6 protein-coding genes and 1 tRNA gene are annotated in these 14,524 nt (G+C 74.9%); 6 read left to right on the top strand and 1 reads right to left on the bottom strand.

The genetic code is table 11. The features are described from left to right. The first annotated feature begins 33 nt into the window (after positions 1-33). The 6 genes from tmk to IE294_RS26365 all read left to right on the top strand — a co-directional run bounded on the left by tmk (position 34) and on the right by IE294_RS26365 (position 12,780). Positions 34-3,363: a dTMP kinase gene (tmk, locus tag IE294_RS26390; protein WP_189890143.1), complete on the top strand. Its 3,330-nt coding sequence runs from the start codon at positions 34-36 to the stop codon at positions 3,361-3,363. Positions 3,364-3,816: 453 nt separating this feature from the next. Next, positions 3,817-5,022, top strand: coding sequence for a DNA polymerase III subunit delta' (locus IE294_RS26385; protein WP_189890141.1), 1,206 nt, complete (start codon positions 3,817-3,819; stop codon positions 5,020-5,022). Positions 5,023-5,170: 148 nt separating this feature from the next. Further along, positions 5,171-6,784: an alpha/beta hydrolase gene (locus IE294_RS26380; protein WP_189890139.1), complete on the top strand. Its 1,614-nt coding sequence runs from the start codon at positions 5,171-5,173 to the stop codon at positions 6,782-6,784. Positions 6,785-6,892: 108 nt separating this feature from the next. Beyond that, a tRNA-Thr gene (locus tag IE294_RS26375) sits at positions 6,893-6,966 on the top strand. 685 nt (positions 6,967-7,651) lie between these two features. Continuing rightward, positions 7,652-8,545, top strand: a complete 894-nt coding sequence (locus tag IE294_RS26370; RefSeq protein ID WP_189890137.1) for a glycosyltransferase family 2 protein — start codon at positions 7,652-7,654, stop codon at positions 8,543-8,545. Positions 8,546-8,994: 449 nt separating this feature from the next. Beyond that, positions 8,995-12,780 (top strand): AfsR/SARP family transcriptional regulator, encoded by a 3,786-nt coding sequence (locus IE294_RS26365; protein ID WP_189890135.1) that lies wholly within the window; start codon positions 8,995-8,997, stop codon positions 12,778-12,780. A gap of 29 nt (positions 12,781-12,809) precedes the next feature. On the opposite strand, the gene IE294_RS26360 is transcribed toward IE294_RS26365, so the two are convergent. After that, positions 12,810-14,498: a bifunctional 3'-5' exonuclease/DNA polymerase gene (locus IE294_RS26360; RefSeq protein ID WP_189890133.1), complete on the bottom strand. Its 1,689-nt coding sequence runs from the start codon at positions 14,496-14,498 to the stop codon at positions 12,810-12,812. Positions 14,499-14,524 lie beyond the last annotated feature (26 nt).

Below are 14,524 nucleotides of genomic sequence, written 5' to 3'. Positions count from 1 at the left end.
TGTGGTGCCAGCGGCTGCGGATAGGCTGAACGCATGACGCGAGCCGAGCAGCCGACGGCCCACACCACAGCACCGGACGACGCCCTGGTCGCGGACTCCCGCGAGCGCGCCGTCCGCTCCCTGCTGCGCCGACCGCAACTGAAGCGCCTGTGGAGCGCGCAGTTGGTGAGCGGTGTCGGCGACACCCTGTCCCTCCTCGTCCTCGTCCTCCTGGTCCTCCAGTCGGCGATCGCCGAGGGGGCCTTCGGCGGCGGCTACCGGGGCGTGGCGTTCGCAGTGGCGACGGTCTTCGCCGCGCGGGTCCTCGCCGCGCTGCTCTTCGGCGCCGTCCTCCTCGGCCCGCTGACCTCGCTCACCGCCCAGGAGGGCCCCCTCGACCGCCGCTGGACCATGGTCGGCGCCGACGGCCTGCGCGCGGCGCTGATGATCATCGCGCCGCTGTGGATCGACTGGACGCCGGACAACGCGCTGGCCGTCCTGCTCGTCACCGCCTTCGTCACCGGTGTCGCCGAACGGCTGTGGACCGTCTGCCGGGAGAGCGCCGCTCCGGCCCTGCTGCCGGCCCCGCCGCCGGAGGGCGCGACGGTACGACCGCTGCCGGACCACCTGGACGCCCTGCGCCGCCTGTCGCTGCGGACGACCTTCCTGGCGGTGCCGCTGGCCGCCGCCGTCCTGGTCGTCGCCGCCCTGCTGAACAACCTGCTGGGCACCGGCGTGGCCTGGTTCGACCAGCACCAGGCGGCCCTCGGGTCGTATGTGGCGGCGGGCCTGTTCGCCGCCTCGCTGTCCGTGCTGACCTATCTGGAGCTGCCCGCCACGCGCACCCCGCGCGCGCGGTCACCGCTGGAGGGCCTGCGCCGCCCGCGCACCGGCACCGGCGTCGACAAGGGCCGTACGGGCGCCATCCCGCTGCTCGTCCCGGCCTGCGCCGGAGTCGCCGGTGCCATCGCGGCGGCCGTCTCGGTGAGCGTGCTGCACGCCAAGGACCTGGGCGGCGGCCCCGTGCTGTACGGCCTGCTGGTGCTGGGCCTGACCGGCGGTGTCGCCGTCGGCATCCGCACCGCCCCCGCGCTGCTGCCCTCGCTCTCCCGCCGCCGTCTGCTGGCCCTGGCCATCGCCGTCACCGGCATCGCCCTGCTGGCCGCCGGGCTGGTCCCGGACGTCACCACGGTCCTGCTGATCGTCACGCTGGCCGGCGTCGGCGCGGGCGTGGCCGCCAACACCGGGCACACCCTGCTCGACCAGGAGACCGAGGACTCCCGCCGGGCGCGCACCACCGAACACCTGCACGCCATGAGCCGGGTCTTCATAGCGCTCGGCGCACTGATCGCGCCCTTGGTCGCGGCCCTGATCGGCCCGCACCGGCTGGAGAACGGCAAGTTCGTCTTCGCGCACGGCGGCGCCGCCTTCACCTTCATGCTGGTCGGCGCGCTGCTGCTGCCGGTGGCCGCGCTGGTGCTCGCCAAGGTCGACGACCGCTCCGGCGTGCCGCTGCGGCAGGACCTCAAGGACGCCCTGCTGGGCGGCGACGACCCGGTCACCGCCCCGGCGGCCAACGGCTTCTTCATCGCCCTGGAGGGCGGCGACGGCGCCGGCAAGTCCACCCAGGCCGAGGCGCTCGCCGAGTGGATCCGCGCCAAGGGCCACGAGGTCGTGCTCACCCGCGAGCCCGGCGCCACCCCGGTGGGCAAGCGGCTGCGCTCGATCCTGCTGGACGTCTCGTCGGCGGGCCTGTCCCACCGCGCGGAGGCGCTGCTGTACGCCGCCGACCGCGCCGAGCACGTCGACACCGTCGTACGACCCGCCCTGGAACGCGGCGCGGTGGTGATCACCGACCGCTACATCGACTCCTCCGTCGCCTACCAGGGCGCCGGCCGCGACCTGTCCCCGACCGAGATCGCCCGCATCAACCGCTGGGCCACCAACGGTCTCGTCCCGCACCTGACCGTCCTGCTGGACGTCTCCCCGGAGACCGCCCGCGAGCGGTTCACCGAGGCACCGGACCGGCTGGAGTCGGAGCCCGCGGAGTTCCACGCGCGCGTGCGGGCCGGTTTCCTCACGCTGGCCGCCTCCGACCCCGGGCGCTACCTGGTCGTGGACGCCGGACAGGAGCCCGAGGCCGTCACCACCGTGATCCGGCACCGGCTGGATGTCGTGCTGCCGCTGTCCGAGGCCGAGATCAAGGCCCAGGAGGAGGCGCGCAGGAAGGCCGAGGAGGAGGCCCGCCGCAAGGCCGAGGAAGAGGCCGCCCGCAAGGCCGAGGAGGAGCGCCTGGAGCGCGAGCGCCAGGAGCAGCTGGCCAAGCTGCGCGCCGAGGAGGAGGAGCGCAAGCGGCGCGAGCTGGAGGAGGCGCAGCGGCGCGAGGCCGAACGGCAGGCGGAGGAGGCCCGGCAGCGGGCCGAGGAGGCCCGCCGGCGCGCGGAGGAGGAGCGGCAGCGGCTGCTCGCCGAGGAGAAGGCGCGCGCGGAGGAGGAGGCCCGCCGCAGGGCCGAGGAGGAGCGGCGCCGCAAGCAGGCCGAGGAGGAGGCCCGCCGGCGCGCCGAGGAAGAGGCCCGGCAGGCCCGGCTGCGCGCCGAGGAGGAGGCCCGGCGCCTGGAGGCCCAGCGCAAGGCCGAGGAGGCGCTGCTGCGTGCGGAGGAGGCCCGTCGGCAGGCCGCCGAGGCCGCGTCGGCGGCCGACGCCGCGGCCCGCAGGCCCAGCACGCCTCTGCCGACGGCACCGAGGGTGGTCCCTGACGCGGCCACGGTCCCGACGCCCGTGGTGTCGCCGGAAGAGGCCGCGCGCGGGACGGACACGCGGGGTACGGACGACGAGACGACCGTGCTGCGTCCGGTGCGCGAGGAGCGCGCCGCCCGCGGCACCCGGGGTGTCCACCCCGACTCCGAAGTGACCGCCGAGCTGCCGCAGCCGCCGGCCGTCGCCGGGCCGGCCGACGAGACCGCGGTGCTGCCGCAGGTGCCGGCGGGCGCGGCGGACGAGACGGCCGTGCTGCCGCCGGTGTCCGCCGACGAGACGGCCGAGCTGCCCAGGGTGACTCCGGGTGCGGCGGACGAGACCGCGGTGTTGCCGCCCGTACGGGACGGCGACCCGGCCGACCGGGTGCCGCCCGGCTTCTTCCGGGAGGAGCGGCCCGCCGCGGGCCCCGACGGCTCCGAGCCGCGCACGCGCGAGATGCCCCAGATCGACGCCGACGGCACGCCCCGCCGCCGCCCGCGCCCCGACTGGGCCGAGGAGACCCCGCTGGACGACCTGCCCACGCTGGCCGACGAGCTGCTGGGTTCGTACGACGAGGGACAGTACGGCGACCGGGGCGACGGCGGGGAACAGGGTCGCAAGGGCCGCGGCCGGGGTCGCCGCGGCTGAGCCGCACGCTGGTGAGGGCCGGGTCGCCGGGCGCTGGTGGGGGTCGCGCCCGGGACGCCGGCGGCTTGTGCTCGGGTGCGGGCATGGGCGTCGGCGTGTGCGGTTGCCGTCGTTGTCGGCCAGGTGAGGGCGTCGGCGCCGGCCGTGGCCTCCGATACCGGACAGGCGTAGCCCTCTGGACAGGCATGGCCCCTACTGGGCGGGCGCAGCCCTGATTGGGCAGGCGTAGCCACCGCCTCTGGGCAGGCCCAGCCCTGATTGGACAGGTGTAGCCACCGCCTCCGGACAGGCGTAAGCCACCGGCGGGCGCCTCCGGCAGGCGTACCCCCCTCCGGACAGACGCGCAGTCCACCGGCGCCACCGCCTCCGCGACCTCCGTCCACCCCGGTTGTCAGTGCCCACCCGCACAATGGAGGGCGGAACGCGGAGTGTGACGGAAGGGCGGCGTGACCCATGACCGTGTGGGACGACCTCGTCGGGCAGGAGAAGGTGAGCGCGGTGCTGGACGCCGCCGCGCGGGACGCCGACGCCCTCGTCACGGCCGCCGCGGCGGACCAGCCGCTGCCCGAGACGTCGAAGATGACCCACGCCTGGATCTTCACCGGCCCGCCCGGCGCGGGCCGGAACCAGGCGGCCAGGGCCTTCGCCGCCGCCTTGCAGTGCGTGAGTCCCGACCGCGCGCTCGGCGGCTCCCCCGGCTGCGGCTTCTGCGACGGCTGCCACACCGCGTTGCTCGGCACCCACGCGGACGTCACGTCGGTCGCCGCGGTCGGCTCCGAGATCCTGGTCAAGGACATGCGGGACACGGTCCGCAAGTCGTTCACCTCCCCGGCGAACGGCCGCTGGCAGATCATCCTGGTCGAGGACGCCGAGCGGCTGAACGAGAAGTCGGCCAACGCGGTCCTCAAGGCGGTGGAGGAGCCCGCCCCGCGTACGGTCTGGCTGCTGTGCGCCCCCTCCATCGAGGACGTGCTGCCGACCATCCGCTCCCGCTGCCGCCACCTGAACCTGCGCACGCCGTCCGTCGAGGCGGTCGCCGACATGCTCATGCGGCGCGACGGCATCGAGCCGGAGGTCGCCGCGTCCGCCGCCCGCGCCACCCAGGGGCACGTCGACCGGGCCCGCCGCCTGGCCACCGACCCGGCGGCCCGCGAGCGCCGGGCCGCCGTGCTGAAGCTCCCGCTGCGGCTGGACGAGGTCGGCGCCTGCCTGAGGGCGGCCCAGGAACTGGTCGACGCGGCTGCCGAGGACGCCAAGCAGCTCGCCGAGGAGATGGACGGCAAGGAGGCCGAGGAACTGAAGGCGGCGCTCGGGGCGACCCAGGGTGGCCGCATGCCGCGCGGCACGGCGGGGGTGATGAAGGAGCTGGAGGACATGCAGAAGCGCCGCAGAACCCGTACGCAGCGCGACAGCCTGGACGTCGCCCTCGGCGACCTCACCGCCTTCTACCGCGACGTCCTCGCCCTGCAACTCGGCACGCGCGTGGCGCTCGCCAACGCCGACGCGGAGGACGCCCTGGAGCGGCTGGCCCGGGCCGGCACCCCGGAGTCCACCCTCCGCCGCATCGAGGCGATCTCCGCGTGCCGCGAGGCCCTGGACCGCAATGTGGCTCCGCTGCTGGCGGTGGAGGCGATGACGATGGCGCTGCGCGCGGGGTGAGGCGCCCAGCCCCTGAGGGCGACCGGCCGGGCGGGGTCCTGCCGGTCAGGGCGGCCGGCTGAGGAGGGAGGAGGCCGCCGTGTCCCTCGTACGAGCCACAATGCCCACGCACCGCACACATGCCGTCGCACACGGTTAGGCTCGCCGGATGTACACCAGGCCATCTCCCCGCACCCGCCGGACCCGGGGCACCCGCGCCCGGACGACGGCCCGCCTCACGGCGACGCTCTTCACGGCCGCCGCACTGCTCGTGTCCGCCTGCTCCTCCGGGAGCTCGACCACATCATCCGCGGGCGGGACCTTGCAGGCGGCGCTGGCCGCGCTGCCGCATGCGACGCCGTCGGCGCTGGCGTCGTACTACGGCCAGCGGCTGAGCTGGCGCGACTGCGGGGTGCCCGGATTCCAGTGCGCGACGATGAAGGCGCCGCTGGACTACGCCAGGCCCGACGCGGGCACCGTACGGCTCGCCGTGGCCCGCAAGAAGGCCACCGGCAAGGGCAAGCCGCTCGGCTCCCTGCTGGTCAACCCGGGTGGACCGGGCGGTTCGGCGGTCGGGTACCTCCAGCAGTACGCGGGCATCGGCTACCCGGCTCAGGTCCGGGCCCGCTACGACATGGTCGCGGTGGACCCACGGGGAGTCGCCCGCAGCGAGCCCGTCCAATGCCTCGACGGGCGGCAGATGGACACGTACACGCAGACGGACATCACCCCCGACGACCAGCGGGAACGGGACGCGCTGGTCGCGGCGGACCGGAAGTTCGCGGAGAGCTGCGGGGCCCACTCGGCACGGCTGCTGCGGCACGTCTCCACCGTCGAGGCGGCACGGGACATGGACATCCTGCGGGCGGCGCTCGGCGACCGGAAACTCAACTACGTCGGGGCGTCGTACGGCACGTTCCTCGGGGCGACGTACGCCGGACTGTTCCCCCGGCAGGTCGGCCGGATGGTCCTGGACGGCGCGATGGACCCGACCCTGGACGCCCGCAGGCTGAACCTGGACCAGACGGCGGGCTTCGAGACGGCGTTCCAGGCGTTCGCGAAGGACTGCGTACGGCAGTCCGACTGCCCGCTCGGCGGGAGGGGCACGACGCCGGCGCGGGTCGGCGCCAACCTGAAGGCGTTCTTCCGCAAGCTGGACACCCACCCCGTCCCGGCGGGCGACGCGGACGGCCGCAAGGTGGGGGAGTCGCTGGCCACGACCGGGCTGATCGCGTCGATGTACGACGAGGCGTCCTGGGAGCAACTGCGCGAGGCGCTCACCTCGGCGATGAGGGAGAACGACGGCGCCGGCCTGCTGGCCCTCGCCGACAGCTACTACGAGCGGGACGCGAAAGGCCACTACAGCAATCTGATGATGGCCAACGCCGCCGTGAACTGCCTGGACCTGCCGCCGGCCTTCTCCGGTCCCGAGGACGTCGGGAAGGCGCTGCCCGAGTTCGAGAAGGCGTCCCCGGTCTTCGGCCCGGGCCTGGCCTGGGCCTCGCTGAACTGCGCGTACTGGCCGGTGCGGGCGACAGGTGAGCCGCACCGCATCGAGGCGAAGGGGGCGGCGCCGATCGTGGTGGTCGGCACGGTCCGCGACCCGGCCACCCCGTACCGCTGGGCCCGGTCCCTGGCCCGCCAGCTCTCCTCGTCCCGCCTGCTGACCTACGACGGCGACGGCCACACGGCGTACGGCCGGGGCAGCGCCTGCATCGACACGGCGATCGACACCTACCTCCTCCGCGGCACCCCGCCGGCCGCCGGGAAGCGCTGCTCATAGCCCCTGCCGCCCACCCCGGAACCACCCACTCCGGGGTGGGTACGAAGCACCCCCGGAAACTGTGTAGACTTACCGACGTTGCCGATCGCACCATGGTGCGGGCAGCACGCCGCTTTAGCTCAGATGGCCAGAGCAACGCACTCGTAATGCGTAGGTCTCGGGTTCGAATCCCGAAAGCGGCTCCGCTGGAAACCCCGGTCAGGACGCTCCTGGCTGGGGTTTCTCGTTGTGCGGACGCGACGGCGGCGCCGCGTCCGCTCGGCTCGCCTCCGTCTCGTCGACGGCGAGCCGCCCCCATGCAGTGGCCTGCCCGACTCGACGGCTGCGGGGTTCGGTGCCCCGTGATCCCTCTGTCCGCTGCTGACGTTCCCGGTCCCGTACTGCCCACGTGGGCCACGGTCGTCATCGTCGTCGTGGGCGCCCCGCTGATGGCTGTGCGTCTGTACCGCACGTACTGCCGCCGGAACCGCGACTAGCCGGGGAAGCGGTTGCGGTGCGGCTGCTTCCGCTTCCGTGTGGTCTTCCTGTTCGTGTCCTCGGAAGACGCCTCGCTGACGTCGCGAAGCCGACCTTCGTCCCATGGGTGAGGGCATGTGGGTCGTCCCGGTGAGGGGCACTTCCCGGGGCCGGCCGTCGGCGGGCACCCCGGTGACCCGGACCAGGCCGGGTTGACGTAGAGGTGTCGCAGGTGGCGGTCCAGGATGAATACGGGGGCGGAGGCGCCCTCAAGTGACAAAACCGGAACAAAGACGCGGCAAAGTGAATCGGCGTCCGGTGAACCCGCGGACCTGAGGCAACATCTTGGTGAAGGGCGGGCAGCGCGCGGTCGGGACGCGGTGCCGCTGTCGGCCGGATGGAGTGAGGGACGTGGTGGAGCCGAGGATCGCCGTCGCCGTGGTGACCATGGGCAACCGGCCCGCCGAGGTCGACGCCCTGCTGGAGTCCGTGGCCAAGCAGGACCTCGCCCCCGCCCGCATCGTGATCGTCGGCAACGGCTGCCGGCTGCCCGAGTTCGCCCACCGGCTCTCCCTGCCCGGCGAGGTCACCACCATCGACGTCGAGGAGAACCTCGGCTGCCCGGGCGGCCGGAACATCGCCCTCGCCCGGCTGCGGGAGTTCGGGGACGTCGACGTCGTCGTGGAACTGGACGACGACGGGCTGCTCGTCGACCCCGACGTGCTGCGCCGAGTGCGCGACCTGTACGCCGCCGATCCGCGCCTCGGCATCGTCGGCTTCCGCATCGCCGACGAGCGGGGCGAGACCCAGCAGCGGCATGTGCCGAGGATCGGCAGGTCCGACCCGCTGCGCGGCGGCTACGTCACCGGCTTCCTCGGCGGCGGACACGCCCTGCGCATGGCCATGCTGGCCGAGACCGGGGACTGGCCCGCCGAGTTCTTCTTCGCGCACGAGGAGACCGACCTGGCCTGGCGGGCCGCCGACGCCGGCTGGAAGATCCTGTACGCCCCCGAACTGCTCCTCCAGCACCCCAAAACCTCACCGGCCCGGCACGCCATCTACTACCGGGTCAACGCCCGCAACCGCGTCTGGCTCGTCCGGCGCCGGCTGCCACTACCGCTCGTCCCGGTGCACCTCGGGGTGTGGACGCTCCTCACCCTCGCCCGCACCCGTTCCACGGCGGGGCTCAAGGCCTGGTTCGGCGGGTTCGCGGAGGGGCTGCGGGAGCAGGCCGGTGAACGGCGGCCGATGCGCTGGCGGACGGTGTGGAGGCTCACCCGGCTGGGACGGCCGCCGGTGATCTGAGCGAGGGAGCCGAAGAGGCCCAGGAAGAGGAACGGGACGGGGCCCCGGTCGTTCACCTCCGCCGGCCGGGGCCCTTGTCGTCCCCGGATCCAGCCTGCGGCGACACTCCCCCGAGTTACGCGTCCTACGCGCGCGCCGTCGGGCCGAATCCGATGGAATGATCACATCAGGATGCGCCAACGGATCGCTAACATGTGGCCAACGGTTCGTCAGTGGACCGCGGAGCGGTTGGCCGGAAGTCCGCCGGTGGCAGCGGGAGCTTCCCCTTCGGGTGGGCGGATTCAACTGCCGGATGCCGGATGCCGGATGCCGGAGGGCCGGTGGGTCGGTGGGTCGGCCGGCGGTCGGCCGACAGGAGGAAGGTGGCGGGAAACCGCTGTGGACAGGGCGGAATCCCGCCAGGTGACGGCGGGTACACACCCGCCGCGGGAAGGCAGTGGAGCGGCGTGATGCGGCGGTGCGACCTGCACTTCGGACTGCTGGGACCGCCGGTCCTCTACGACCGACCGCCCTACGGAATCTCGTACGACAGCTCTTGCACCACCTCTCCAGAAACCTCCGGCACCGCTCCTGGAGCCGCCGGTGCCGCACCCCGATCCCCCGGTTCCCCCACCGCCCGCCGTCCCGCCGAGAAGGCCGGCCACGACGCCCCCCACAACGGCGTCCGAGCCATCGGCAGCCCCAAGGTCCGCGCCCTGCTCGCCGCGCTGCTGCTGGAACCCGGCCGGGTCGTGTCGGTCGAGGCGCTGAAGGACGCGCTGTGGGGCGGCGCCCCTCCCGTCTCCGCGCAGGCTTCCCTGCACAACCACGTCACCCGGCTGCGCCGGCTCCTGGACGACCCCGAACGGCTCAGGGCCGTACCGCCCGGCTATGTGCTGCGGGTCGAGCACGGCGAACTGGACGTGCACGTCTTCGACGCCCGGGTCGCCGAGGCGCGCGCCGCGCACGCCCGGCGCGACTGGCCGGGCGTCGTACGCGCCTGCGCCTCCGCGCTCGCGCTGTGGCGCGGCACGCCGCTCAGCGGACTCCCCGCCGACATCGGCGGCTACGCCCTCGTGCAGCGCCTGACCGAGGCGCGGCTGCTCCTGCTGGAGCTGCGCTACGACGCCGAACTGGCCCTCGGCGGCGCCCGCTTGGCCGCACTCGTCCCCGAGCTCGCGGCCCTGGTCGCCGAACATCCACTGCGTGAGGCGTACCACCGTCAGCTGATGCTCGCCCTGCACCGCACCGGCCGCCAGGCCGAGGCCCTCGCCGTCCACCGTGATCTGCGTGCACGCCTGGTCGAGGAACTCGGCATCGAGCCCGGCCCGACCGTCCGCGAGGCGCATGTCGAGGTGCTGCGGGGGAGCGGTGAGCAGCGGCGGCAGGACGTGGAGTACGGCGGCTCCACGCGGCCGGCCGGGCAGGGCGGACAGCCGCGCCGGGCGGACGACTCGGCCGACGGCGACGGCGACGGCGGCGGCGATGGCAACGGCGACCGTACTGGCACCGGCACCCCCAGCGGCACGGGTGCCACCCCCAGTCACACCGTGGGCGGTGCCGCGTCCCCGGCGCCCCAAGCACCCCCCGCGTCGCCCTCCGCGCCCCCCACGCCCTCCGCGTCCTCACGCGAAGGCGACGGAACTGCCGTACGGCAGACCCCCCGTCCGGCCCAGTTGCCCGCCCCGCCGGCCCACTTCACCGGCCGTGCCGACGTGCGCCGCGATCTGCGTCGCACGCTGACCGAGCCGTCCGCTCCGGCCCCCGCCGTCGCGGTGGTCAGCGGAATGGCCGGCGTCGGCAAGAGCGCGCTGGCCCTGCACGTGGCCCATGAGTTGAGGGAACGTTTCACCGACGGTCAGCTCTACATCAACCTGCACGGCGCCACCCCCGGCATGACCCCGCTCACCGCCACGCAGGCGCTAGCCGCGCTGCTGCGCGACCTCGGTGCGGCGCCCCGGAACATCCCGGAACACCCGGATGCGGCCGCCGCGTTGCTCCGCTCGCTGCTCGCGCCCGCGCGCATCCTGCTGGTGCTGGACGACGCGGCGAACGCGGCGCAGGTACGGCCCCTGCTGCCGGCCGGCCCCGGCTGCGCGGTGATCGTCACCAGCCGCTCACCGCTCACCGCGCTCGACGGCGCCCGTCGCTTCCCGCTCTCCCCGCTGACCGGTGAGGACAGCGCGGCCCTGCTGCGCGCGGTGAGCGGGCGCGCGGGACTGGACGCCGGCCACGCGCTGGTCGAGCTGACCGGCCGGCTCCCGCTGGCGCTGCGCGTGGTCGCCGCCCGGCTCGCGGCCCGCCGCGCCCTGACCCCGGACGTCCTGGCCGGCCAACTCGCCGAGACCGGCGGGCGCTTGCACCACCTGGAGTACGACGACCTGAGTGTCCGCCGCTCCCTGGCCGTCGCCCACGACGCGCTCGCCGCCGCCGAGCGCGAGGCCGACCGGGACGCGGCCCTCGCCCTGCGCCACATCGGCGCGCTCGACCTGCCCACCTACGGCGCCCCGCTGATCGCGCGTCTCACCGGCACGGACGAGCGCCGCGCCGAGGCCGCCCTGGACCGCCTGGTCGACGTCGCCCTCCTGGAGGAGACGGCGTACGGCCGCTACGCGCCCCACGACCTGGTCCGCGACTTCGCCCGCGAACTGGCCGACGCCGCCCGGAGGCCCACCGCGTTCCCGGCCGCCGGCGCGGCAGGTACGGATGCCTTCGGCGGGGCTCCCGCGTCGGCCGGCAACGAGTCCTCCACGGAGACCCCCGGCACGGCCGGCAACGACGCGTCCGGCACCACCGGCGCGGATGGCGGCGCCGGAACCACCGACCTCGCCGTCTCCGGCGGCGCGCCCGGTCGCGAATCGGCCTCTGCCGTCTCCGGCGGCGCGCCTGGTCCCGGACCCGCCTCTGCCGTCTCCGGCGGTGCACCCGGTCCCGGACCCGCCTCTCCCATCCCCGGCGGCGCACCCGGTCCCGGACCCGCCTCTCCCATCCCCAACCGCACACCCGGTCCCGTCCCCGGACCCGGACCCGCCGTCCCCGACCGCACCCCCCGTCCAGAAGACGTCCCCGCTGTCCCCGACCGCATCCCCCATCCCGGAGGCACCCCCGCCGTCCCCGACCTGGCCGCCCTCCGGTGGTACGCCGCCATGGCCGAGCGGGTGCTGACGGCGGTCGTGGAGCCCGGACTCGATCAGGACGACCGGCGGCGGCCGACCTCCGCGCAGCCGGCGGAGCACGCGGCGGACGTGGCGGCCCTGGCGCCCTTCGAGTCGGCCGAGGAGGCGTTCGCCTGGGGTGAGCTGGAGCTGGAGAACGTCGTCACGCTGGTGGCACGCAACGCCGGCACCGAAGATCCGCGCACGGCCGCCCCCCTCTCGGCGCTCGTACGGCTGCTGTACCCCTACGTGCAGCGCAGCGGCCGGGTCGCCGAGATGGAGGTGCTGGGGCGGGCCGCGCTCGGTGCCGCGCGGCGGCTCGGGGACCCGGAGGCCGAGGCGTACGCGCTGGGCGACCTCGCGGGCCTGCACTTCCTGACCGGCCGGCAGAACGACGCCCTCGCCCTCACCGACCAGGCCCTGGAGATCTGGGGGCGACTGGGCACGGCCTCCCGGATCCGGCGCTGCCTGAACAACCGAGGGTTGCTGCTGGAGGGACTGGGGCGCTTCGCTGAGTCGGGGGAGGCGCTGCGGCAGAGCCTCGCCTACTCGCGGCTGCTGAACGACCCCTACGGCGAGGCCGTCACCCACAGCCACCTGGGCAACCTCTACGAGCACACCGACCCGCGCGCCGCCATCGCGCAGCACCGGCGCTCGCTGGCCATCGGGGACGAGATCGGCGCCGTCATCGTGCAGCACTCGGCGCACTGCAACATCGGCTACGCCCATCTGACCCTCGGTGAACCGGCCGCCGCCGCCCGGCACTTCGAGGAGAGCCTGCGCATCCTCGGCGGTCACGGCGACTGGCACGGGGAGTCCCAGACCCGGCTCGGCCTGGTCCGCGCGCTGCGGCGGCTGGGGCAGACCGAGCGGGCGGCGGACGAGTGCGCCGAGCTGCTGCGCCGGGCCGACGCCCGTGCCGACCGGTACATGGGCGGGCTGGCCCTGCACCAGCACGGGTTCCTGCTGCGCGAGCGGGGGCGGCGGGCGGAGGCGTACGACGCCTGGCGCGCGGCCCGCGAGGCGCTGGACGGCACCGACGAGCAGGCGATCCTGGCGGAGCTGCGGGAGCTGTTGAGCGGCGGCCCGGCCGCGTGGTGATCCGCTGTGCACCCAGGGGGTGACGGGCGCTACTTGGCGTCGGCGTAGCACCGCACCACCGCCGTCGTGAACGGGAACCGCACCGGTGTGTCGCCGAAGGTCAGCCGGCCGGCGAGGGCGGCGGACTCGCGGATGGCCTGGACGACGGCGTCGGCCTCCTCGGCGGGGCAGTGCACGATCACCTCGTCGTGCTGGAAGAAGACCAGCTCGGCCTTCAGCTCCGCGCAGGCCCGGCGCAGCGCGGCGAGCAGCAGCAGGGCCCAGTCGGCGGCGCTGCCCTGCACGACGAAGTTCCGTGCGAAGCGGCCCCGCGCGCGGGAGTCGGTCGACGCGTAGCCGGGGCCCCAGCCGCTCTGGCCTTCCGGTCCCTCCTCGCCGATCGGGATGCCCGCCTCCTCCGCCGCGTCCTCGCCCGCCCGGGCGACCGGGGGGCAGGTGCGGCCCAGCCAGGTGCGCACCAGCCGGCCCTCCTCGCCCGCGCGGGCCGCCTCGTCGACGTAGGCGACGGCCTTGGGGAAGCGGCGGCGGAGCGCGGCGAGGTTCTTCAGGCCGTCCCCGGAGGTCTGGCCGTAGATCGCGCCGAGCACGGCGAGTTTGGCCTGGTTCCGGTCGCCGGAGAAGGCGCGGTCGGAGACGGACTGGTAGAGGTCGCTCTCGCGGCCGGCCACCTCCATCAGGCCCGGGTCGCGGGAGATCGCGGCCAGCACGCGCGGCTCCATCTGGTCGGCGTCGGCCACCACCAGCCGCCAGCCGGGGTCGGCGACGACGGCCCGGCGGATCACCTTGGGGATCTGTAGCGCGCCCCCGCCGTTGGTCACCCAGCGCCCGGTGACCGTGCCGCCGGCCAGGAACTCGGGGCGGAAGCGGCCGTCGCGCACCCAGTCCTGGAGCCAGGACCAGCCGTGGGCCACCCAGATGCGGTACAGCTTCTTGTACTCCAGCAGGGGTTCGACGGCCGGGTGGTCGACGGACTGGATCTCCCAGCGGCGGGTGGACTTCACCTTGATCCCGGCCTGCGCGAAGGCCTTGATCACATCGGCGGGCAGATCGGGCCGCACCCGGCGGCCGAAGGCGGCGGACACCTCGTCGGCCAGCTCGGCGAGGCGGCGCGGCTCGCCGCCGCCCGCGTACCGCTCGCCGAGCAGGTCGTGCAGCACTTCGCGGTGGACCTCGGCGCTCCAGGGCAGACCCGCGTGGTTCATCTCGGCGGCGACCAGCATCCCGGCCGACTCGGCGGCGGTCAGCAGCCGCATGCGGTCGGGGTGGGCGGTCTTCTCGTGCCGCCGTACCTGGTCGGCGTAGACCGCGAGCAGGTCCGGCAGGGGCAGGCGGTTGCCGACGGGTTCGAAGAGCGGGGACTGGGCGCTCGGATCGGCCGCCCGCTGCGGCGGGTCGGGCGGGACGGGGCCGCCGCGGAGGCGGGCCAGGGCGGCGGCGGCCGAGCGCGGCTCGCCGTACCGCCCCTCGTGGCCGAGCAGGAGGGTCTCGGCGTCCTCGATGTCGTAGCACCGCTCCACTCGCACCCCCGTGGCGAGCAGGCGCGGGTAGACCTCGGGGGTCGACCGCCACACCCAGCGCGTCACCTCCGGACGGCTCCGCACCGCCGCGGCGAGATCGCTCTCCCGCCGCACCGGTCCGGCGGGCAGCCCGTCCGGACCGAGGGGGGCGACGTCCACGCCTTCGTCCTCGGCCGGTGCGAGCGCCCACCGGTCGGTCATGACTGCGAGTGTGGCAGGGGGGTCTG

Source organism: Streptomyces canarius, from assembly GCF_014650735.1.
GTDB lineage: Bacteria > Actinomycetota > Actinomycetes > Streptomycetales > Streptomycetaceae > Streptomyces > Streptomyces olivaceoviridis.
The sequence above is the reverse complement of the archived record's forward strand: the minus strand, read 5'-3'. Positions and strand labels throughout refer to the sequence as shown.